A 22,244-nucleotide genomic window follows, 5' to 3' on the forward strand; every position below is an offset into this window, starting at 1 on the left:
TGTACAAAGCTAAGAATTTGACTGCTTTATTTATATTAAACGATAGTTGCTCAAAGGGCTTTGTACACAAACAACCGCATGAATAGATAATACGAATAAATAAAGGATTAAAACCATGGCAATTTTGGTATATGCAGAACATGACAATGCCAGTCTAAAAAAGGCAACTTTGAACACCATCGCTGCTGCTAAGCAAATCGGTGATGACATCCATGTATTAGTGGCAGGTAGTGGCGCGCAGGCCGTTGCTGATGAAGCAGCAAAAGCAGAAGGCGTGACAAAAGTACTCTTAGCTGATAACGCGGTCTATGAGCATCAATTGGCGGGCAATGTGGCACTATTGGTTGCTGATGTGGCTGGTGATTATAGCCATATCCTAGCAGCTGCGACTACGACTGGTAAAAACTTTATGCCACGCGTTGCCGCGTTACTTGACGTCAGCATGTTGTCAGAGATCTCAGGCGTAGTAGATGCGCAAACGTTTGAGCGTCCAATTTATGCAGGCAATGCAACGGCAACCGTCAAAACCTCTGAAGATAAAGTTGTGCTAACCGTACGTACGACCGCGTTTGATCCAGTAGCAAGCGAAGGTGGTTCAGCGACTGTTGAAACGATCGATAATGTACAAGAAACTGGCAAAGCTAGCTTCGTGAACGAAGAAATGGCTAAGTCTGATCGTCCAGAATTGACCTCAGCTGGTATCGTGGTTTCTGGTGGTCGTGCCTTGGCAAATGGTGAAAACTTCACCAAATATATTGAGCCATTGGCTGACAAACTAGGCGCTGCTGTTGGCGCATCACGTGCCGCTGTCGACGCAGGTTATGTACCAAACGATATGCAGGTTGGTCAAACCGGTAAAATCGTTGCACCGCAGCTATATATCGCCGCTGGTATCTCAGGTGCGATTCAGCATTTGGCTGGTATGAAAGATTCTAAAGTCATCGTTGCGATCAACAATGACCCAGAAGCGCCTATCGCTAGCGTTGCTGATTATTTCTTAGAAGCTGATCTATTTGAAGCACTGCCTGAGCTAACTAGCAAGGTTTAATGTTAATGTATAGTCACAGAACTACTAAACGGCTACGGCGTTACCCTCCTTAGAGGTGCTACTTGTACAATCTGCAGTCGGCTGCCTTGTATCCGTTTTAGATTTCTTTGACTATATTAGTAGTAGACAGATAACAAAAACCCACTATCAATCGGTAGTGGGTTTTTTTATTGCTTGATAGAGAAGATTTTAATTGTAGTTATAAATGGACGCTAAGAGTACTGTCTTTGGCGCAAGGTTTCGTACAGACATAAAGATCCTGCAATCGCAACATTTAAGCTCTCTTGACCATTTGGCTGCGGTAAAGCGATAGGGGTGGCACATTGCATCAAATCATCGCTGACGCCTTGACCTTCATGACCCATAATCCACGCCACAGGCGCAGATAAATCGTGATCGTAAATGATAGTATCGGTATGTGAGCTGGTCGCCAACAGTGGAACTTTTACGTGATCTAAAATATCTTGCGTACTCAAGCCTTCATAAATAGTCAGTGCAAACTGTGCACCCATACCTGCTCGTAGCGTCTTGGGAGACCAAGCTTGCGCGGTAGCACTGGTACATAAGATGTTGCGAATACCAACGGCTGCTGCTGTACGCAGGAGTGTGCCGACATTTCCGCTGTCCTGTACATCATTTAAGATCAAGCAATCTTCATCAATCATTGATAAGTTAGGCGTTGGTACGTTGATAATCGCCATGATATCGATACCAGTACCTAAGCTACGAATACTCTCGTACAGTGAATTGGATAAAATAAGAATAGGCGTATAAGTCGGCAGGCGAGTTAATACCTGCTGAACTTCAGGATGACTACGCGCTGACTCAGACAGTAGTATCTGGGCAAAAGGATAGTCGCTACGCAGCGCAGCATCTATCAGATGAACACCTTCTATGACGGTCTGACCATGCTTTTTGCGTTGACGTGCTTGTGCCAATAGGGCTTTTACAAGCTTGACGGTGGTGTTCTTATCTGAGGTAATCAGCTCGGTGGGATTTAGTACCATAGTGGGTCGCTTAGAGAAGAGTAGGAGGGATAACCAGCATCGAGCTTATAATCTCGCTGTAAGCTGGTTATTTTTAGAAAGTACTTATATCAATTACTGCTCAGAATAATTGACGTGTAAGTCTCTAACATAATTGACTTCGTTTTTGCTACCGAGCACCACAGGAACACGCTGATGAATGTCAGTGGGCTCGATATCTAAGATGCGATTGACAGCGTCTGTCGCACCGCCACCCGCGCGTTCAATCAATAAGCTCATTGGATTGGCTTCATACATCAAGCGTAGTTTACCTGCTTTATGCGCGTATTTGGTATCAAACGGATAAGTGAAGAGACCACCGCGGCATAAGATACGATGGACGTCACCAACCATAGCGGCGACCCAACGCGTATTGAAATCGCGTTCACGTACGCCTGTCTCGCCAGCGATTAACTCATCGATGTACTGTTGCATCGGTGCGCGCCAGTAGCGATAATTTGAGCTATTGATCGCATATTCACTCGTATCGGCATCGATTTGCACGTTGTCTTCTATTAGCACATAGTCTTCAGTTTCTGGATCTAGGCTAAACATCACGACCTTATCTGCGATGGTCAACGCCAGTACCGTAGAGGTGCCATATAACAAGTACCCTGCTGCTAGCTGTTTGTTACCTGCCTGTAGATAGTCGCTGTTTTCACTGGTTTGACCTTGACGCTCGTACGGCAGAACAGAAAAAATCGTACCTACTGCCATATTGATATCAATATTTGATGAGCCATCTAGTGGGTCAAACAAAACCAATAGACTGCCATCGTCATTAGCAGGGGTGGCATCATCAAGCTCTTCTGATGCAACGCCGGCACAATGGGTATTCTTTGCCAATGCATCTAGCAGTAAGTCATTGGCCAGTACATCTAGTTTTTTCTGATCTTCGCCTTGGACGTTTTGATTGCCAGCCTCGCCTAAAATATCTGCCAGAGCACCTTTTCTAAGTAGTTGTGAGATGGTTTTACCAACATTAGTGACCGTGGTAATTACGTCGTTGAGTGCAGGACTAGAGGCATGTTGGTTTAGATAATCTGCTAAGGTCGTCATAACGCTTCCTAATAGAGGGTATGGAAAGTAAAAAATGGATGGTCTTAGAGTCAGGTCATAGACGGCATTTGGCACACCTTAAAGGGGTGAATTTTTAAATAGCTTATACGGTATCTTTGTCCTGACCACAAAATCGGCTACACTATATCTATTGTTATTCATTTATAGATTTGTCAGAATTATTCTCTATGAGAATATAGCATGTCTATTTACGCTTTCTGATTGTCTGCTGAGGCGGTTTTTGGTCGAGTTTGACTACGGTAAATTGTAGCAAATAAGCGTCAAAATGTCCTCGTCTCTGTGCCTATCGGTGCTAAATGATTGAACAAAGATGAATAAGCGATTACGACAGACTCATATAAACCCACAATAAAGACTCGCCATTATGTCAAATTCTCTCGATAGTAGCGCTACCCAACCAGTCTCACCGACTGATTATGCAAAATTTGATCCCAATACAATTCATCAAAGACTCAATACCTCATTGAGTCGTCCGCAGCTCAACACCGATGGCAGTATCAGGCATTTCTTGGGTGTTGAAGGTCTTAATAAAGCACAGCTCAAAGCTATTATCGCAAAAGCAGAGACTTTCTTTGATGAAAACGGGCAGCTCATCAATCGTCCTGAGTTAGATGGCTATACGGTCATGAATTTGTTCTTTGAACCATCGACTCGTACCCGGACGACTTTTGAAGTAGCAGAAAAACGCTTGGGTGCTAATGTACTCAATATCGATATCGAACGCTCTAGTACCAAAAAAGGCGAGAGTCTACGCGATACCTTGTGGAATCTACAGGCGATGACCGCAGATATTTTTGTAGTTCGACATTCAGCATCAGGTGCCGCGCATTTTATGGCGACAGAAGTGACCCCTGATATTGCTATCATCAATGGTGGTGATGGCTGGCATGCGCATCCTACTCAGGGAATGCTCGACATGTTGACCATTCACCGTGAGGCACCGCGCCCATTTGAAGAGCTTTCTATCGCAATCGTTGGTGATATTAAGCACTCACGCGTCGCCCGTTCTGATATTAGCGCCTTGCAAACCCTAGGTGTGACAGATATCCGTGTGTGTGCGCCGCGTACTTTATTGCCGAAAGGTATTGAGCGTTTTGGCGTAAAAGTATATGAAAATATGGATGAGTGTGTCACTGATTGTGATGTGATTATGGGATTAAGAATACAAAATGAGCGTATCGGTTCGCCGCTATTGGCATCGTCAAGTGAATACTATAAGCATTATGGGATCACGCCAGAGCGAGTGGCATTGGCCAAGCCTGATGCGCTAGTTATGCATCCAGGGCCAATGAACCGCGGTGTTGAGATTGCCTCTAGTGTGGCTGATGGCGCGCAATCGGTGATCTTAAAGCAGGTAAATAACGGTATTGCCATACGAATGGCGGTCTTGTCGCTTGCGATGGAAGGTCAACGTGCTCATCAAGCGGCTGGCAAGTAACAGCTTGCCGCGCGACTTATTCTCATTTATTTCATTTTATTGATACGGTAATAACGTTATGTCTACCATGCTTAATACGGATGCACCCATCTTTGACCATTTACCAAAAGCGTTCAAAGACACGCTGTCACAAACTGCCAAAGAAAAATTGTCTACGCTTGATGCTGAACATGAGATGTGGCTATTACCACCATTGGTCGATCTGTGCGCACGCCTACGTGAGCCGGGCCAACAGCAACACGGTACACTGGAATCAGAAGGTAGGGCAGCTCGTGGTAACGGGTTTTTGCATGTAGTCACGCCACCTGACACCAATCCTATTTTAGAAAATGGCTCCCTCTTAAAGGGCTTGCGTGAGCGCGCCTTGAATGATGGCGGTATTTACTTGCATATTTTGGGCGCATTGACCACAGGGTTAGAGGGCGAACGACCGTCTAATATTGCAGGGCTTAAAAAGGGCGGCTGTATCGCAGTATCCAATGCGCGTAGACCTTTTCGCAATGACTTAGTATTGCTAAGAACACTAGAGTACGCGGCGACTTTTGGTATGAAAGTATTCTTTTATCCTGATGAGCCAAGTCTGTCTGGAGATGGCGTGGCGCATGAGGGTTATATCGCCTCTTATCATGGTTTACAAGGGATTCCTTGGATTGCGGAAACGGTTGCACTGTCTAAGCAGCTGTTGATGGTTGAAGAGACGGGGATAGCCGCTCACTTCAGCCAGCTGTCTTGCAAGTCTTCGATTGAGCTCATGCGCTGGGCAAAAGATAAAGGCTTGCCTGTTACGTGTGATGTTGCGATGCATCAGCTGTATTTAACTGATGACAATCTTGAAGGCTTTAATGCTCAGGCATATGTCTTGCCACCGCTACGTAGTAATACCGACCAGCAGGCAATCCGCCGTGGCTTAAAAGATGGCACTATCGATGCCATCTGTAGTCATCACGAGCCACTGAACAGTACGGCGAAAAAAGCGCCATTTGCTGAGAGTACGCCAGGTATCTCGAATTTTGATACTTTTATGGCGCTAGCCTGTCAGCTGGTCAATGATGAGGTACTAACACTCTCAGAGCTGGTTGATAAAATCTGTCTTAATCCGGCAAAGATTGCGGGTATTCATGAGCAGTATGAAGCGATCGGCGGCGCGGTATTGGTTGACCCGAATTTTGAGTGGCAAGTGACTGCGCAATCTATGCTATCGAATGGTAAAAACACACCATTTTTTAATCAGCAGTTGCAAGGACGTGTTGTGGAGACGTTCTTTGGCTAATTTGCCTCGACAGGATGATAGTCTACCGCTATCCTCGAAGGATAAAGGGGGTGAAAATGATTGACCCTCTAGAAAAAACGCACAGCACAGCCAGTGAGTCTATCAAAGCAGTGGCCATCTATGAAGTCGTCAAAGGTGTGGGGGCATTATTAGGTGCAGGTGCATTGTGGTCGTGGCATACCGATCTTGAGCATTGGCTGACGACCGCGACTGGCTCTTGGCGCCATACCTTTGGCCACCTACTTGCACCGCAAATCGACAGTGTAGTAAGTATTGCCCAACAGGCCAGCAAAAACTGGCCAGTGTTTTTATTGTTGATATTTGCTTATGCCAGTTTGCGCTTCCTAGAAGCCTATGGATTATGGCGCGATAAGACATGGGCGTATTGGTTTGGTGTGCTGGGCTATGGTGTCTTTATTCCTATAGAGGTTTATTATCTGATAACCAGTCCATTTGATTGGTTTAAACTGGGAATATTGGTTTCTAATCTGCTTATTATCATCGTGGTTTATCGTAATATGAAAAGAAAGGGTTTGATATAACCATTGAAACTGCTCAAAAAAGCCAGCCAAAGCCATCCTAAGACATCATGTCTCAGGCTGGCTTTTTTATACGTGCTGTATTTGTGGTTTATGCCTCTGTTATTTCTTTATCCTTACGAATGCTCTTGGCGACTCTGCCAACACTGAGGCCCTGTACCAAGATAGAAAATATCACTACCGCATAAGTGAGTGCCAATAAAATATCGCGCTCGGTACCGATGGGTAGCTGTAATACTAAAGCGACTGAGATACCGCCGCGCAATCCACCCCATGTTAGTACTTTCCATGCACCAGTGGGCAAATCAAGCTGGCGATGAAAGGTCTTGGTCGTCATCCCAACCACGATAAAACGAGCTACTAGAGCAATAACAATAGTTAGACCACCTGCAATAAATAAATTGCCTGAATAAGCAATCATCACTACTTCTAGACCGATAAGGACGAATAAAATAGCATTTAAGATTTCATCAATCAGCTCCCAAAACAGATCAATGTAATGACGCGTCTGATCACTCATCGCAAGCGCCCGCCCGCGGTTACCAACCATCAGTCCCATCATCACCATCGCAAGCGGCCCTGACAAATGCCAATGACTAGCAAGCGCATAGCCACCTATAACGCCTGCTAATGTCAAAAGTACTTCTTCTTGATAACTATCGATGCTCTTTAGCAAATAGTACAAAATCGCCCCGAGTACCAATCCAAAGATGACACCGCCGCCAGCTTCGACCGCCAATGTATGCGCCACATAGTTAATGGTTGGAATATCGCCACTAGATAAAATCCCCAGTAATAGAACGAAAATCACAACGCCGATACCGTCGTTAAACAATGACTCACCAGCGATGACAGTCTCAATGCTTTTTGGCGCGCCTGCTGATGCAAGAATCCCCATGACGGCAATGGGATCAGTAGGGGAGATGAGTGCTCCAAAAAGTAGGCACCAAAGAAACGGTAGTCCAAAACCGAATATAGGCAGCATAAAATAAACAGCGGTGGCAATGAGCATGGCTGATACGATAGTACCGAGTCCAGCTAGGATACCGATAGGCAGTTTATAGCGCCTCAAATCACCAATATTGACATGCAAGGCACCTGCAAATAGCAACATCGAGAGCATACCGTCCAATAGCACCTCGGTAAAATCAAGCTGCTCTAATAGACTGACTTCATAATCAATGAGCTGATCAAACCCCAAAAATCCCAAAAAAATCGCACCGATAGATAGGACAATCGAGATGACCATGACGCCAATGGTCGTGGGCAGACCGATAAAGCGATGATTGACATAGGTCAGTGAGGCCGTAATCGATAAAAATATGGCGCTGATTTCAAGTATGGTTAGGCTGGTTGCAGATGCCATAAAGCAGATCTCGTATGAATATAAAATTAACCCTAAGCCTATGACTTATGAGAGTTACGTAAAGATTTTGAGCTATAAATATTGAAATGATAGGGACTGTGTATTACCAATATGCTATGCGATCCAATTGTCATATTACTAACTCGACTGTGACTGTAGTGCTTCACGGATATTGGCAGCAAATTCGCTGACATAATTAAAATGTTGATGCTGTGCGTCTTCATCAAGAATAAACTGCTTGGCTTGCTCACACATGGCGACAAGGTCATCTATCAGTTCTTGGTAGTTTAAGTTTTCTTCTCCAGCTCGCTTAATCAGATGTAGCTCATGCAGCAAGCTCTGCTGCTGTGCTTGATTGATACAGGCATAGTTGAGATTGACCATCGCTTGACACAGCGCCTTTAGGACCATGGCATCAGCTGCGGCATAGCGCCGAATCTCTCCAAGTGAGGTATTGATGAATTCTGATATTTTGGGCGTATAAGTCACCACGGCCAAGATAGCCACGCGCTGCTGCGCCACCACTTGTTTTGGTATGGCGGTATACGGCGGTTTGTCACGGTGCTCGGCAGGTATATAAAAATGATAGGGACTTGGGGGCTGGCGCCGCATCATAATACTTAAGCAACTTGTCAAAGACTGTACGCAGTTGACGGCTGTTTTTGGGTCATTGATACCAGGTGAGAGGGCGCGCACCGCAATCTCGGTCATCTGCCCCAGACTATAGGCGATATCATTGGAGTGTGCCAGTCGCTGCTCGATACGAATACAACCGGCAAAGCGCTGCCAAAACATACCATCAGGGGCACGTGGCACCACGGCCAACTGCGGCGTTGCGGTTTTTTGCCGATTATTGGGATGGTCTGTCGGACGTTGATAAAAATGCCCAATGACGTTTTTGTCAGTAATATACCCACCAAGATTGACATGCATCTGTACCACACCGCCGTAGTCTTGTGACAGCGCAATCAATGACTCAAGGTAGATTTGCTGTAGATAGCCTGAACTTGGTGAGTAGATAGGCATGGCAGGCCAGTTATGAAACTGCTCGACATCATGATGTTCAGCATCACGTTGATGCTGGATGTCGCATCGATCGCTGTACCAAGAATAAATATTATTAATCGCATCGTTGCTGGCATTTTGGATGACGTGCGAGGCTTGAATGGCATGTACCATATGTTGTACAAAATACACCAGCAACAGCGCACAGATGATCGCCATGATAATCCCAAAGGTCACCGCCAGTTGCGGTACGCCAAAGGCCACATCATACTTATGAATCGACTTGAGCACCAGCAAGCTATAGCTAAAGGTACCAATAAACGCCCCTAAGACAAACTGGTTCGGAGTGTCTGTCAAAAAGTTGCGTAATAGCCGTGGGCCAAACTGGGAGGAGGCCATCGAAAGGACGGCAATCGTAATTGAGAACGTCGTACCAGCCACGCCCAACACCGCACCAGCAATAGCGGTCATGATAGCGCGTGCCGCATCGTCATCACCTGTAAACGCAAAAGAGATCTCTCGGACCGTTTCACGATCAAAGTGCTGATCTATCGTCACCAATACCGGCGCCAGTAAGATGCCGGCGATGACGCAAGCAGTTGGAATAAACCAATAAGAGCCGATCAACTCCTGCCACAAGTTTCTTAAACGATCGGGCAGGTCAGCTAATGTCTGTAACGACCAAAGCTGCGAAAACGCCTTCATTCTCTGCACTGAAAATAAGAGTAGTCGCTTAAAAAAGCCATTTTCAGGGTGTTTGTCCAATATTTGCGCTCCAAAAATGACTGACGAGATCTTATATAGTGAATCTATTTTAAAACAGGTAACGTCCTACAGCGATTCATTGTCCTTGCTTGCTGCGTCTACGCCCTATAGCCGGTTCAAAATAAAATGGTGATGAATTTAAGCGTAACGCTGGAGTAATCTTTTGACTATTTATTACCTTATCATATAAATAGGGCGTGTTGAACATTCACAAATAGGCACTGCTGATCGCCAAAATTGTTCCAGACAAGGCGCAAAGCGACGATAATGCAGATGCCTTAGCTAGATTTGTAACGCAGTATAGGGCAATTTTAGCATCAGCCCCAACGATAAAAGCAGGGGACAGGACTCTTTTTTGCCGCTTCATTGGTAAAAATAGACGCTTAGAGCGACTAAGCTTACTATTTTTACCTTCGAATCGTCTAAAAAATAGTCTCTGTCAGTGCCATGGTTGAATGTTCAACACGCCCTAATAACGATGAAAAATTTAGTAAAAATAAGCCCCTATCATAGGAACTTATTTCTATCATTATTAGGTATTTTCAATTAGCTGATGAGACTATAAAACCAAGTACTTATCGCGTTGCTTACTTTTGCTAGTGTAGAGGGTTGCTGATGATTACTATTGGTGCTTGCCAACTGCATTTGCATGGTGTCTGTCGTCACTGCTTGTTTTTGCATACTCTCTATTATCAGCGGTAGATTTTCGCCAGCGCTAGATAATATCAAACTCGAGTTTTGCGTGAGCATCGTCCATCTTTGGTTGCCACCACCTGTACAGCTATAGCGAATGAGTCGAGCGCGATTATTACTCATATAGCCATTTTCTAAGTCAAAGCATTGATTGCCTTGCTTGATGGCGTTGGCGGATACATCCATTTGCCAAACTTGCAAGCTTGCTTGATCATCACAAGGGGCTAGGTTAATGACATTGCCACCTTGCGGCATTAGGCACTGATCTAGTGCCATTTTATTGTGGATACGACCTTTGCTGTCTTGAATCCATTGCTCAGAGTCATCTCCTGTGCAAGCACTGGGTCCGCTGATAAAAGCATTGAGCTTACCATCTTTTAATGTTTCAACCTTAAGACAGTTGTTACCATTCATGAGTGGGCTGACATTTGCTAGAGGCTGATCATCTTGCAGTTCTAATTCGTTGACAAACTTATGAAAGGCAGTGATGACCTCCGGCCCGCCCTCGATTAAATCATCACGATACACATTGACCCAACGATTTAGGCGATGCATGGTCTGTTGTTGCTGCTCATAACGCTCGAGTACCTGAAAGGCAAGCGGGCTGAATGCTTGACTGAGCGCATCACGATCATCTTTATAAGAGTGGTATATCAGCTCACCCTCGGCGTCCAAATTGATAGTCGGGTTGGCCGATTGATCGATAAGTTGCTGCGCTAATAGTGGTAATTCGATTTTTCTTAAGGCGCTAAAGCCATGCTCTTTACCAAAGGTAACGGCTGGCTTAATGATATCGCTATAGGGGCCAATAGCGGTTGATGATAATAACACCTGTGCTTCGTTGGCTTTTTTACAATACAAATCGACTTTGTTAGGGTTTTCAGAAATCGCTAAATTGACGTGAAATTTATTGGCATTGCTATTGCCATTCATGCGATGAGGGGCAAGGGCAATGTTATTGACCATGTTGTTACTGTAAGTAACGGTCAGCCAGCAGCTAGCGACGTCAGCTGAACTACTCGCCGCCGGTAAGTCAAAGACGTTACCCCAGTTACCACGAGCTGCTGGATAGATAATACCCTTTTGGGTGACAGGGTCATAACCGCTTAAAATAGTATAAACAGGCACGCCTTGCAAACGCGGTCTTAAATAGTTGCCATCGGCGCTGTTGTACCAAACATTATTAGATCGTGGTACTTTTGGTTGTGCGATCTGCATTCTTTGACGCTCAGCATCCCATTTTTTATAGCCAGTCGGTGAGTCACTGGCAAACATATAACGATCAAATGCTGGCTGGATTTTGGTTTTTGTACTATAGCCGGTGTAATGAGTATAGCGCGAGATGTCACTGTTATTAGAGCCACCAGACATAGCGTCACGACCATAGCCGTATTGACCTAAGAAAGTAGGTGAGTCTTCAGTGCCGGCACCGACATCTTTTCGCCACCATTCAAAGTTACCCCGCATTCTATGTCTAAGGGGCATGTAACCCCAACCACTATCGGCATGGTGCTCTGACCAGAATTTTTTATCACCAACTTTACCTGGATAATGCCCCAATCCATAATGATGGCCAATTTCATGACTAAACTCATTACCGACCGAGTCAATCAAAGTCAGCATACCATTGCCACCGCTTAAGCCGTGGTTGAATGTACCGTTGGCGTATTTGCCACGGGCATGGTGTGCATTGACATTTTGGGTGAGCTGCGGCTGCTCTTGGCTTAACATCGATGCGCTAGTGACGCCCCAGTTGGCAAGGTTAATACCGACGCCAAAGGTTGATTTGCCTGTGTTTTCGCGCATATCACCGCTGTATACGCTGCCATCTGAGCTGCTACCTGAAGCCGTATCATAAATAGTACCGTTCGCTACCATCACCCGATCAAGCACGACGTCATCGTATTTAGCGACGGTCATCTTTGCTGCTGGAATGGTCTGGAAATAATCTGCGCCCGCCTTTTCTGGCTGTAGCAGCATATAATGACCATTGTTGTTTACAGTCACTGGGCTCAAAAGACCAAGACGAATATTGGTTAAGACCAGCTCACCTGGCGCCGCAAAGTCTATTTTATTCTCTAATAATTCACCGCTACGATTTTGTTCATCGACAATACGAATCTTAAGGCCGCTTTGTACTTCATCCCAGTTGAGTTTGGTTGACCAAGCGCGCTTACTATAGGCGACCCGTGGTCTATCATCGCTGTTGTTTTGGTCAGATGGTGGGATTTGGGTCGGGTCGTCTAAATTGACCCTGCGTAATAGCAGACCATCTTGATAAATCTCAGCAACCAGTTGATTGACTGCTCCCATCTCAAGCGTAGGCGTAACCAGTAATAACGCCTCTTTTTCTGCAGTTAGGCGTGGCATGTTTTTTGCTTCGTTGCCTTGAGGATCTACCGTATGATTCTGCCCAAACTGAATCATAGCTTGAAAAGAGCCAGTCAAGTCAGAACGGATCTCTCGTGTTTCACCGGCACCGTCATAGTCAAAGAAGCCTAATTGATAATAATCAGCACGGTCTTTTTGTGGTTCTGGATATTTGATCGGCGTGCTTGGTTCCAGCGGTGTTAATGGTTCGCTAGGCTTGATTGGCGTACTTGGCTCCAGCGGTGTCAGTGGCTCACTTATATCAGGTGGAACCACTACAGGCGGCTTATCAGATGATGCAGGCTGTGTATTATCATCACTACCTTCACCGCATGCAGATAGCATTATAGAGATGATGCCGATACTTATGGTTTTTAATGGAAATGGTGTGTTATGTGTCAAAAGAATACCCCAACAAAGGTGTTGCTGGGAATATAACAGCTATATTAATAAACTGTACTACATTTGTTTTCTTGTTTCCAATCAGCTTTCTTTTATCTACTTTAGCAAACTAATTTTTATTGCTAGAGCCGTGTTTAGGGTTGTCCGCTTCGGTGATGATTGTGCTTTTGTGTCCCCATCTGCTGGTTTGTGGAGACGGCGGCGTTTTTGGGTCTATAGGAATGATGATTTCATTATCATGTGCATCACACTCAACCTTACTGTCCTTGTCATAAGCGGCTGGATCAAAGTGCGGTGTCGCTGTTGTATCAGTTGACTGTCGAGCTAAGCTGTTAGGAGCGGCTTGCGATGTTTTTCTAAATTCAGGTTTTTTAAATAAAGGGTGTTGGGTGTTTTTATTCGTGCCTTTATCATCAGGGTTTTTGCGCGGTTCGGCGTTGGTAAAGATTACATTCAACGGCAAATCTAGCTGCTGCTTGGCATAGGCTTCTGTGTGCTCAAAACGATCTACCAGTAAGCTGAGCCAAGGTTTTTGGTCTTCTAGCCTCATCTCATCAAGCTCATCCTTAATAGGCAATGGATAAGGCAAGGTGCGATAAAAATCCCACAATGTCATCTTGCTCAAGTCTTTTTTGAGTACATAGTCCTCATCTTCGGTCATGGTGATGAGGTTACTGTCTTGGAGGTAGTTGATATAGGTGTACCATTTGGGTAGCTCTTTGCGTCCCAACACATTGCGCAGCGCTTGTTCGCTGACGGCCTCACCTTTTAAATGATGGGTATATACCAAGTTCAGCATGTCCAGCAAGCTAAGTAGGGGATGGCGCGGGTAGACTTCTTCGGTCTCAAAAATGGTTAAGGTATAGCTGATCTCAACGCCTAACAAAATCAAATTCCAAGACAGGTATATCCATAACAAAAAGATAGGCAAGGCGGCAAAAGCTCCGTAAATGGCCTCGTAGCTGGTAAAGTTTGCCATCACTGTGCCAAACAGATGCTTCATCAGCTCAAAGATAATCGTCACAAAGACCCCAGCGATGGCTGCATTTTTTGCGGGCACACGCGCCTTAGGAATGAACCAATACATGCCAATAAAACCTGCGACAGTGATACCAATCGATACGGCCTGTACCCAAAACCCCCAATCGATCCCGTAGCCTGCTATTTGGCGATTTAAAAAACTCAAGCTTTGTACCGTGCTTGAAGCGATAAACGCCGTACCCAGCACCATAGGCCCTAAGGTCACAATTGTCCAATAGCGCAGCAGACTCTTTATGCCACCTGAGCGGCTCTCCACTCGCCAGATTTGATTAAAGGCACGCTCAATGGTGGTCAAGGTCATGATGGTGGTAAAAAATAGCACCATGGCGCCGATGATGGTAAGGTTCGATGATTTTTCGGCGAAGTCATTGATATACTCACTGACTTGCATGCTCGATTGGGGTAACAAGTTGCTATAAATGACCTCGTATATCTGCGCTCTGACGGATGCCAGTGCCGGTACAGAGGACAATATCATGAGCAAAACGGTCAATACAGGCACGATCGACAGCATAGTTGTGTAGGTTAGCGATGCTGCTTTTTGCTGACAGTTGTCTTCAAAAAAATGTCGAACCAAAAATCGCAAGAATTGAAACCAGCGTTGTTGTAGAAATGGCAGTTTTTGTGAGAATTTTTCCATGTCGACCAGTTAGCAAAAGTAAGAGTGACAATAGTGTAACAAACATGCGCTGCTCACATCTGCGGTTTAATTGTGTCAAAATGCACAGCGGCTATTTGATAAGGCATCAAGTAGGCGTGGCTGGCGTAAGTGGTCGTAAAATAGTCGTCAGCTGGTTTGCATGTCGGTGAATGACTGGGGCATAATGAGCACATCATCGCATCGCCTATCGCGGGCGGTATCGTTATTGATCGATAAATAATGATATATAAATAATACTATCAATGATTTTATGAGGAAGGACGGTTAATGAGTCAGGCCAACCCTTACGTTTTGGTGCTTTATTATTCAAATTATGGCACGACAAAGACATTGGCATATGCTATCGCTCAAGGGATCGAAGATGCTGGCATGACCGCACGTATTCGTACTGTCCCGACGGTGGCACCTGAAACCACATTGAGCAAGCCTGCAATACCTGATGAAGGTGACTTGTATTGTACGATGGATGATCTAAAAGACTGTAGCGGTCTGGCATTGGGTAGCCCGACGCACTTTGGCAATATGGCCGCGCCCATGAAGTATTTTTGGGACAATACGGTCACGCTCTGGCTGGCGGGAAACCTACAAAATAAGCCAGCCTCGGTATTTACAGCGACAGGCTCTATGCATGGTGGCCAAGAGTCCACATTGCTGACGATGATGTTACCATTGATGCATCACGGGATGGTCATCGTTGGGGTACCGTATGCTGAGCCTGCATTAAATCGGACGCATCGCGGCGGGACGCCTTATGGTGCCAGTCATGTCAGTGGTGCGGCGCATGATCAGCCAGTATCGGCAGACGAGCGTGACCTAGGTATTGCACAAGGTCGCCGCTTGGCAATCACCGCTACTGCTTTAGCACAAGCAAACTGGGGTCGCTAATCGAGTCTCATGTAACCGGTGTTATAGCTCAAGCTTGATACTTAAACACTCTTTGCACTCAAATACTGATTATTAATCGCTAATAGCGATATATCTATGCTATTCATTTAGGAAGTAAAAATCTCTAATGGCTACAAACCACTCTAACAGTAAGTCTCCTAAAGTTACCAAGCCTATCGCACCTATTGCGCAGCGCTTGATGGTCACTTGGCTGATTTGGCTGGTTTATAGATTAATGGGACTGCCTATTTTTATCAGTATTTTTAATCCAAGCAGCCCTGATATTGTGGGCGGTATCGCCTGGCAAGCACTATGGCTTTTGCCAGCTTTTATACTGACGCCATGGATCGTGCGCGGGCGCTCGCCTTATGCGTTATTGGTCGGTAGTATGTTTACTCTAGTATATTTGGGCGCAAGTGGCGTGGTGCTGTTTACGCGCGCGTATGGCAGTAGTTGGGCTGAGATAGCAGTGTACTTGACCGACTTTGTACTGTTACTTGCTATTAATGTCTGGCTCTTTATTTTGCTAAAACGCTTGCCGTCGATGAATAATGTTGTTAAAAAACCGCGTTCTCATTAGTAGGCTGTAATAATAGTCATTAATCTTAAGATATAAAAAAGCGGCGTTCCAAATAGGACGCCGCTTTTTTGTTGCAGTATTACTTTTCAACGCTTCTGTTTACATACTTGGATTAGTTAACCTTGGTCAATTCCAAATCCATCTTCTTACCATCATTGATCTGACTGACTTTTATGGGCAAATAATCCAAGCTCGGCGCTAACCAAAAACTGGTTGAGCGGTCATTGTCGTCATGAATACGGTCGACACGCACGGTATCAAAGGTACCGGCTGGAACGGTAATTTTGGTGCTGCCAGATTTTTTAAATGGGGTCTTTTCGATTTTGTCTTTTTTTGCCATGTAGTAATTGCCAGTGAACTTACCATTTAACAGATCTTGACGAATTTGCACCTCAAGACTCAAATCATCAAAAGCTTGCTGCGGCATACTCAGCGTTGTGGTCTTGCCTTTATAGTTGCTGGTCACCTTTTTGCTATTTGGGTTAAAGTTTAGTTTGTGGGTACGACCCAATCCTAATAGCTTATAAGTGGTGCTGGCTTGGGTTGGAATGACATTATTACCATTGAGGGTAAACGTACTGTTTTGCGAGGCACTAGCTACCCCGGCGACGCGAGCCTTAACGTTGTATTTCCAAGTATTGCCGGATTTGTTTAACGTACGAGTCGCGGTTCCTTTGTATTTGTCTTCAACGGTAAAACTATAGTTGGCCGTTGATGGCTGAACAGTCTTTGCGCTGGCAAGTGTGGGTGCGGTCATACTCAAGGCTCCAATGGTAGAAATACTGATACCTGTGATTAAGGCAGATAAAAATTTAGATGGACTGCGTTTCGTATTATTAGAAGCGTTGGGCAGTGATTTATTATGCATTGATAAAAAACTCATAGATACCTCTTAGTAGTTAATAAGATGCTGATATAGCAGCATCTATCGTCATTCTTATTATGTTCACAACGCTTATAATGGTCATACTCTGTTACATTTTCAAGAGTAACAATCGACCGGCACGTGTGACGATTGTAGCGAATGTTGCTATAACATCTGATACGGCCATCGAGGGTAACGTGCTGTAAAGCCAGCAATAGAGGGTAAATAAAACGTATGGCCTCTATTAAGCCTCATCTCTATCAAATTCCGTCAGAATAATCTTGTAAATTTTTGGGCTTTACACTTGAAGCCAACCTATCTTGCCCCCACTTTTTGTTACAAGCTCAAAGCGTATCTTTAGATTGCTATGATTGAATGGCAACTCTTATAGATACTGTTATTGAGACTATTAATTCAAATAAACCCTTTATTCAAACAACCAATTTTTGGAGTCATATCGATGAATATTCGTCCTTTACATGACCGTATCGTCGTCCGCCGCATAGAAGAAGAGACAAAAACTGCTGGTGGTATTTTATTGCCGGGTTCTGCTCAAGAAAAACCATCACAAGGTGAAATCCTTGCAGTTGGTAATGGCCAAGTTCGTGACAACGGCGAAACTCGCGCGTTGGATGTAAAAGTTGGCGACAAAGTCTTGTTCGGTCAATATGCTGGTCAAACGGTGAAGGTTGACGGTGAAGAATTGTTGATTATGAAAGAGTCTGATGTATTGGGCGTGCTAGAAGGTTAATCCTTTTATACTCAGCATCTTTCTGACATTGATTTTTGATAAAAATAACTCAAATCATTCAATTGTATTCTCATACTTATAATAATGGAGTAATTTACCATGGCAAAAGACGTAAAATTCGGCATAGATGCCCGTAAACAAATGATGGACGGCGTCAACGTTTTAGCAAATGCAGTACGTGTCACCCTAGGCCCTAAAGGCCGCAACGTGGTTATCGATAAGTCATTTGGCGCGCCAACCATCACTAAAGATGGTGTATCCGTTGCCAAAGAAATCGAGCTAGAAAACAAATTTGAAAACATGGGTGCTCAGCTCGTTCGTGAAGTTGCTAGCCGCACAAACGATGTCGCTGGTGATGGTACAACGACTGCGACCGTATTGGCTCAGTCAATCTTGCAAGAAGGCATGAAGTCAGTGGCCGCTGGTATGAACCCGATGGATCTTAAGCGCGGTATCGACAAAGCCGTTCGCGCAGCTGTGCAAGAAATCCATAACCTATCAACGCCTGCTGATGATGAAAAAGCCATCGCGCAAGTCGGTTCTATCTCTGCAAACTCAGACACCAAAATCGGTGAATTGATCTCGCAAGCGATGCAAAAAGTGGGTAAGCAAGGCGTTATCACCGTTGAAGAAGGGTCAAGCTTCGAAGATACCCTAGAAGTTGTCGAAGGTATGCAGTTTGACCGTGGTTATATCAGCCCGTACTTTGCCAACAAGCAAGACAGCTTGACTGCTGAATTTGAAAACCCATATATCCTATTGGTTGACAAAAAAATCAGCAATATCCGTGAGATCGTGCCATTACTTGAGCAAGTCATGCAGCAAAGCAAGCCATTGCTAATCATCGCTGAAGACGTAGAAAACGAAGCGTTGGCAACTCTAGTTGTAAACAACATGCGTGGCGGCTTAAAAACTTGTGCGGTTAAAGCACCAGGTTTTGGCGATCGTCGTAAAGCCATGCTAGAAGACATCGCAACGCTAACGGGCGGCACGGTAATCTCTGAAGAGATTGGCCTAAGCCTAGAGACGGCGACCCTTGAGCAATTGGGTACTGCGAAAAAAGTCACTGTTGGTAAAGAAAACACTGTGATCGTTGATGGCGCTGGTAACAAAGCTGACATCGAAAACCGTGTTGAGTCTATCAACCGTCAGATCGCAGAGTCTACTTCTGATTACGATAAAGAAAAGCTACAAGAGCGCGTTGCGAAACTGGCAGGCGGCGTAGCAGTAATCAAAGTTGGCGCAGCGACTGAAACTGAAATGAAAGAGAAGAAAGACCGTGTTGACGATGCGCTACATGCCACTCGTGCTGCGGTTGAAGAAGGCGTTGTACCTGGCGGCGGCGTTGCATTAGTTCGTGCGTTGAATGCATTGTCTGAGCTAAAAGGCGACAACGACGACCAAGACGCTGGTATCAACATCCTACGCCGCGCGATGGAAGCACCATTACGTCAAATCGTTACCAACGCTGGCGAAGAAGCATCAGTGGTGGTTAACGCAGTGAAAAACGGCACGGGCAACTACGGCTACAATGCTGCCTCTGGTGAGTACGGCGATATGCTTGAGATGGGTATCCTTGATCCAGCAAAAGTATCACGCTCAGCGCTAGAGAATGCAGCGTCAGTAGCAGGTCTCATGCTAACGACTGAAGCCATGATCACTGACATACCAGAGAAAGAAGACGCAATGGCAGGTATGGGCGCTGCTGGTGGTATGGGTGGTATGGGCGGCATGATGTAATTTTACTGTCGCTGCAAAGCGGTTTGTCTTTGTCAGACACGCTCAATGTACAATAAGTACTATTTTCGCTCGTCTTCCTTGATAAATCGCTTTTCGCTGAAAGTATGAATAATATCACGTACCTGTGAAATCTAGTCCAAATAAAACCCCCGATAGGCTAAGCTTATCGGGGGTTTTTTTATGCAAGATAAGTATGTTTTGGCTAAAAGATTAGGCATCTGCCTCATCACGACGAAATGTCCACGTCTTATCATCAGACGCCTCTTTACAATAATAATAACCCGCTAAGTTAAAGCCTTTTAGCTGCTCAGCACTGGTCAGCTTATTGTCTGCTGCATACTTGACCATCAGTCCGCGTGCTTTTTTGGCATAAAAGCTAATGACTTTATATTGACCATTTTTTTCGTCTTCGAACCGTGGCGTGATGATATCCGCCTTCAGTGCTTTCTTTTTCACCGCTTTAAAATACTCGTTCGACGCCAGATTGATCAAGACCTTGTCCTCACTATCTGCCATACGAGCATTGATAACGTCAGTTATTTCTTCTCCCCAAAACTCATAAAGATTATCACCGCGCGCGTTTTTTAGCTTTGTACCCATCTCTAAACGATAAGGCTGAATCAAGTCCAACGGTTTTAATACCCCATAAAGACCTGACAAAATACCCAGATGTTCATTGACATAGACAGCGGTTTCTTTATCCATGTGATACATATCAAGACCGGTATAAACATCACCGTCGAACAAGTAGCCCGCCGGCTTTGCTGCATTACCAGACTCATCATCAGTAAACGGCTTATCTTCGCTCCAATGCCATTGTTGATTGCGCGTGGCATTGAGTTGCGCAAGATCATCAGAGATGCCCATCAACTCTTGCAGATCAACGGGCTCTTTGGACTTCAATACTTTCATGAGTGACTGTGAGTGCGCGATCAGTTCAGGCTGACTATAGTAGTTGCCCAAGTTCACTGGTATAGCGTCTGTTTCATTCAAAGATTTGGCAGGAGAGAGTAAAAAATACATGGTGAGTCCTTATTATCGTGAATCAATGACCGACCTGTTCAGGTGTCAAGCATTCTTATTATACGACAGCTGCGGGTTTAACTTGACTTGACCTTGAGTGTTTTATGTTTTTTTTAAGGGGATATGGCAATGCGTAAATGTCCATATAGTTAGCTTCTATCGAAGCGAGACCTTGTTATATAAGGGGTAGAGGTTTTTTGAAAAAATAAAAAACTTTAATATAACAACAAAAGTTATGCAGATGGTATCAATACCTAACTTTTTATCTTACTTGTTGGTCATCATTAGACAATGAAAGTTGGCAGATTATGTCTCTATAATAAAAAGGCATGATGGTAAACAATACATCATTTATTAAATTGATAGTCTTTATTTATGATATTGGATAAGTCATGGTTAAGGATTTTTGTCCCCTATGCTTTTGAAAATGCGTTGAGGGTATCAAGGGTAAGTCATTCTATATAAGTAAGGAGACGATATGAAAATCGGTGTAATCAGTGCAGATATCGCGAGTGAAAGCCGTGTCGCACTAACCCCAGACGCAGTCAAAAAATTGCGCAAGCTTGGGTTTGAAGTCGTCATTCAGTCAGGTGCAGGCCAAGCAGCGTATTATGCTGATGCGTTGTATCAGGCGGCAGGAGCCGACATTGCCAGCAGCAGCGCCGAGGTGATTGCCCAGTCTCAAATTATTACCACCATTCACGACTTGCCCGCCGAAGTGGCAGAGCATTTGAGTGCAGGCCAAATCGTCGTCGGTATGCTAGACCCGTATCGCAACACTCAGCTTGACACTTATGCAGCCAAAGGTGCGACGGCTTTTGCAATGGAGTTATTACCGCGCACATTATCACGTGCGCAAAACATGGACGTATTGTCATCGCAGGCTAACCTTGCTGGTTATAAAGCGGTATTGCTGGCGGCTAACGAATATTCACGTCCTTTTCCTATGTTTATGACATCTGCGGGTACAGTCAAGCCAGCCAAAGTGGTTATTTTGGGCGTAGGCGTGGCAGGTCTGCAAGCGATTGCAACGGCAAAGCGTCTAGGCGCGGTTGTAGAAGCGAGTGATTTGCGTCCTGCGGCAAAAGAGCAGGTCGAATCACTTGGTGGTAAATGGCTGGATGTGCCGATGAGTGACGACGAAGCACAAAAAGCCAAAGCGACGGGCGGCTATGCGTGGACGCCATCAGAACAATATATCAAAGACCAAGCTGCAGTCGTCGACAAGGCACTCAGCAATGCTGACATTGTCATTACCACAGCACAGATTCCTGGGCGTAATGCCCCGCGTCTAGTGCACGCGGCAACCCTTGCCAAAATGAAAGCAGGTTCTGTCCTGATCGATATGGCTGCTGGTACCGGTGGTAACGTCGAAGGCAGTGTGCCAAATGAGACCATCACCACAGAAAGCGGCGTACGTATCGTTGGTGCCGCCAATATCCCATCTATGCTAGCCGCACAGTCGTCAGATCTATACGCCAATAACTTGGTTAACTTTATCACGACTTTGATTGCACCTGCTGGCGACGATGCAGCAGCAAACGACCTTTCGCTTAACTTAGATATGGAAGATGAGATTCAGGGTGCACTGGCAGTGACCCACGACAACCAAGTGCGCTTGGCCAAACGCTAGCCCTTGCTGGTCGCCATACATTTGCCAGACACGAATAAATTTTTAGGAGGATGAGATGATCGCC

At 45.1% G+C, this 22,244-nt stretch carries 17 protein-coding genes; 9 read left to right on the top strand and 8 right to left on the bottom strand.

Annotated features, from left to right (window positions below; translation table 11 throughout):
- Positions 1 to 115 precede the first annotated feature (115 nt).
- Positions 116 to 1,048, top strand: a complete 933-nt coding sequence (locus CUR83_RS03850; protein ID WP_252962847.1) for an electron transfer flavoprotein subunit alpha/FixB family protein — start codon at positions 116 to 118, stop codon at positions 1,046 to 1,048.
- Between the two features lie 212 nt (positions 1,049 to 1,260).
- On the opposite strand, the gene CUR83_RS03855 is transcribed toward CUR83_RS03850, so the two are convergent.
- Both CUR83_RS03855 and CUR83_RS03860 read right to left on the bottom strand, forming a co-directional pair.
- On the bottom strand, positions 1,261 to 2,055 hold the full coding sequence (locus CUR83_RS03855; RefSeq protein ID WP_252962848.1) for a TrmH family RNA methyltransferase: 795 nt from the start codon (positions 2,053 to 2,055) through the stop codon (positions 1,261 to 1,263).
- Positions 2,056 to 2,148: 93 nt separating this feature from the next.
- Positions 2,149 to 3,132 (bottom strand): class 1 fructose-bisphosphatase, encoded by a 984-nt coding sequence (locus CUR83_RS03860; protein WP_240365359.1) that lies wholly within the window; start codon positions 3,130 to 3,132, stop codon positions 2,149 to 2,151.
- A 385-nt stretch (positions 3,133 to 3,517) separates the two neighbouring features.
- Between CUR83_RS03860 and CUR83_RS03865 the strand changes: the two genes are divergently transcribed.
- The 3 genes from CUR83_RS03865 to CUR83_RS03875 all read left to right on the top strand — a co-directional run bounded on the left by CUR83_RS03865 (position 3,518) and on the right by CUR83_RS03875 (position 6,403).
- Positions 3,518 to 4,591 (top strand): aspartate carbamoyltransferase catalytic subunit, encoded by a 1,074-nt coding sequence (locus CUR83_RS03865; RefSeq protein WP_071003207.1) that lies wholly within the window; start codon positions 3,518 to 3,520, stop codon positions 4,589 to 4,591.
- A gap of 175 nt (positions 4,592 to 4,766) precedes the next feature.
- Positions 4,767 to 5,861 carry a dihydroorotase gene (locus CUR83_RS03870; protein WP_071003776.1) on the top strand — a complete coding sequence of 365 codons (1,095 nt, stop codon included), beginning with the start codon at positions 4,767 to 4,769 and terminating at the stop codon, positions 5,859 to 5,861.
- Between the two features lie 56 nt (positions 5,862 to 5,917).
- The gene (locus tag CUR83_RS03875) at positions 5,918 to 6,403 is read left to right on the top strand and encodes a DUF2127 domain-containing protein (protein WP_227517148.1); all 486 of its coding nucleotides are present in this window, start codon (positions 5,918 to 5,920) and stop codon (positions 6,401 to 6,403) included.
- 88 nt (positions 6,404 to 6,491) lie between these two features.
- Here CUR83_RS03875 and CUR83_RS03880 read toward each other — a convergent pair whose 3' ends face one another.
- The 4 genes from CUR83_RS03880 to CUR83_RS03895 all read right to left on the bottom strand — a co-directional run bounded on the left by CUR83_RS03880 (position 6,492) and on the right by CUR83_RS03895 (position 14,682).
- Positions 6,492 to 7,766: a cation:proton antiporter gene (locus CUR83_RS03880; protein ID WP_277077833.1), complete on the bottom strand. Its 1,275-nt coding sequence runs from the start codon at positions 7,764 to 7,766 to the stop codon at positions 6,492 to 6,494.
- Between the two features lie 138 nt (positions 7,767 to 7,904).
- On the bottom strand, positions 7,905 to 9,536 hold the full coding sequence (locus tag CUR83_RS03885) for a DUF2254 domain-containing protein (protein WP_284719107.1): 1,632 nt from the start codon (positions 9,534 to 9,536) through the stop codon (positions 7,905 to 7,907).
- A 546-nt stretch (positions 9,537 to 10,082) separates the two neighbouring features.
- Positions 10,083 to 12,944, bottom strand: a complete 2,862-nt coding sequence (locus CUR83_RS03890; protein ID WP_284719806.1) for a M66 family metalloprotease — start codon at positions 12,942 to 12,944, stop codon at positions 10,083 to 10,085.
- Between the two features lie 166 nt (positions 12,945 to 13,110).
- Complete coding sequence (locus tag CUR83_RS03895) at positions 13,111 to 14,682, bottom strand: YihY/virulence factor BrkB family protein (RefSeq protein WP_284719108.1); 1,572 nt, start codon at positions 14,680 to 14,682, stop codon at positions 13,111 to 13,113.
- 288 nt (positions 14,683 to 14,970) lie between these two features.
- Here CUR83_RS03895 and wrbA point away from each other — a divergent pair, with 288 nt between their 5' ends.
- Together wrbA and CUR83_RS03905 are read left to right on the top strand one after the other, a co-directional pair.
- Positions 14,971 to 15,588 carry an NAD(P)H:quinone oxidoreductase gene (gene wrbA / locus CUR83_RS03900; RefSeq protein WP_075106955.1) on the top strand — a complete coding sequence of 206 codons (618 nt, stop codon included), beginning with the start codon at positions 14,971 to 14,973 and terminating at the stop codon, positions 15,586 to 15,588.
- A gap of 127 nt (positions 15,589 to 15,715) precedes the next feature.
- Positions 15,716 to 16,168 carry a hypothetical protein gene (locus tag CUR83_RS03905; protein ID WP_223334802.1) on the top strand — a complete coding sequence of 151 codons (453 nt, stop codon included), beginning with the start codon at positions 15,716 to 15,718 and terminating at the stop codon, positions 16,166 to 16,168.
- Between the two features lie 112 nt (positions 16,169 to 16,280).
- Here CUR83_RS03905 and CUR83_RS03910 read toward each other — a convergent pair whose 3' ends face one another.
- Entirely contained in the window at positions 16,281 to 17,036 is a 756-nt protein-coding gene (locus CUR83_RS03910) for a DUF3108 domain-containing protein (protein ID WP_284719807.1), read from the bottom strand.
- A 457-nt stretch (positions 17,037 to 17,493) separates the two neighbouring features.
- On the opposite strand from CUR83_RS03910, the gene groES reads away from it, so the two are divergent.
- Together groES and groL are read left to right on the top strand one after the other, a co-directional pair.
- Positions 17,494 to 17,784, top strand: a complete 291-nt coding sequence (gene groES, locus CUR83_RS03915) for a co-chaperone GroES (protein WP_284719109.1) — start codon at positions 17,494 to 17,496, stop codon at positions 17,782 to 17,784.
- Positions 17,785 to 17,883: 99 nt separating this feature from the next.
- Complete coding sequence (gene groL / locus CUR83_RS03920) at positions 17,884 to 19,524, top strand: chaperonin GroEL (protein ID WP_284719110.1); 1,641 nt, start codon at positions 17,884 to 17,886, stop codon at positions 19,522 to 19,524.
- A gap of 210 nt (positions 19,525 to 19,734) precedes the next feature.
- On the opposite strand, the gene yaaA is transcribed toward groL, so the two are convergent.
- Positions 19,735 to 20,547: a peroxide stress protein YaaA gene (gene yaaA, locus CUR83_RS03925; protein WP_223334803.1), complete on the bottom strand. Its 813-nt coding sequence runs from the start codon at positions 20,545 to 20,547 to the stop codon at positions 19,735 to 19,737.
- A gap of 478 nt (positions 20,548 to 21,025) precedes the next feature.
- Here yaaA and CUR83_RS03930 point away from each other — a divergent pair, with 478 nt between their 5' ends.
- Positions 21,026 to 22,180: an NAD(P) transhydrogenase subunit alpha gene (locus CUR83_RS03930; protein WP_071003229.1), complete on the top strand. Its 1,155-nt coding sequence runs from the start codon at positions 21,026 to 21,028 to the stop codon at positions 22,178 to 22,180.
- Positions 22,181 to 22,244: the final 64 nt, after the last annotated feature.

This window comes from Psychrobacter pocilloporae (genome assembly GCF_029872915.1).
GTDB lineage: Bacteria > Pseudomonadota > Gammaproteobacteria > Pseudomonadales > Moraxellaceae > Psychrobacter > Psychrobacter pacificensis.

What these genes read in the sequence shown, in the direction of transcription:
- CUR83_RS03860 (WP_240365359.1), bottom strand. Translation starts at nt 3,132, where the DNA reads ATGACGACCTTAGCAGATTATCTAAACCAACATGCCTCTAGTCCTGCA.
- wrbA (WP_075106955.1), top strand. Translation starts at nt 14,971, where the DNA reads ATGAGTCAGGCCAACCCTTACGTTTTGGTGCTTTATTATTCAAATTAT.
- CUR83_RS03870 (WP_071003776.1), top strand. Translation starts at nt 4,767, where the DNA reads ATGTGGCTATTACCACCATTGGTCGATCTGTGCGCACGCCTACGTGAG.
- CUR83_RS03895 (WP_284719108.1), bottom strand. Translation starts at nt 14,682, where the DNA reads ATGGAAAAATTCTCACAAAAACTGCCATTTCTACAACAACGCTGGTTT.
- CUR83_RS03855 (WP_252962848.1), bottom strand. Translation starts at nt 2,055, where the DNA reads ATGGTACTAAATCCCACCGAGCTGATTACCTCAGATAAGAACACCACC.
- yaaA (WP_223334803.1), bottom strand. Translation starts at nt 20,547, where the DNA reads ATGTATTTTTTACTCTCTCCTGCCAAATCTTTGAATGAAACAGACGCT.
- CUR83_RS03930 (WP_071003229.1), top strand. Translation starts at nt 21,026, where the DNA reads ATGAAAATCGGTGTAATCAGTGCAGATATCGCGAGTGAAAGCCGTGTC.
- CUR83_RS03880 (WP_277077833.1), bottom strand. Translation starts at nt 7,766, where the DNA reads ATGGCATCTGCAACCAGCCTAACCATACTTGAAATCAGCGCCATATTT.
- CUR83_RS03890 (WP_284719806.1), bottom strand. Translation starts at nt 12,944, where the DNA reads ATGCTATCTGCATGCGGTGAAGGTAGTGATGATAATACACAGCCTGCA.
- CUR83_RS03905 (WP_223334802.1), top strand. Translation starts at nt 15,716, where the DNA reads ATGGCTACAAACCACTCTAACAGTAAGTCTCCTAAAGTTACCAAGCCT.
- groL (WP_284719110.1), top strand. Translation starts at nt 17,884, where the DNA reads ATGGCAAAAGACGTAAAATTCGGCATAGATGCCCGTAAACAAATGATG.
- CUR83_RS03875 (WP_227517148.1), top strand. Translation starts at nt 5,918, where the DNA reads ATGATTGACCCTCTAGAAAAAACGCACAGCACAGCCAGTGAGTCTATC.
- groES (WP_284719109.1), top strand. Translation starts at nt 17,494, where the DNA reads ATGAATATTCGTCCTTTACATGACCGTATCGTCGTCCGCCGCATAGAA.
- CUR83_RS03850 (WP_252962847.1), top strand. Translation starts at nt 116, where the DNA reads ATGGCAATTTTGGTATATGCAGAACATGACAATGCCAGTCTAAAAAAG.
- CUR83_RS03910 (WP_284719807.1), bottom strand. Translation starts at nt 17,036, where the DNA reads ATGCATAATAAATCACTGCCCAACGCTTCTAATAATACGAAACGCAGT.
- CUR83_RS03865 (WP_071003207.1), top strand. Translation starts at nt 3,518, where the DNA reads ATGTCAAATTCTCTCGATAGTAGCGCTACCCAACCAGTCTCACCGACT.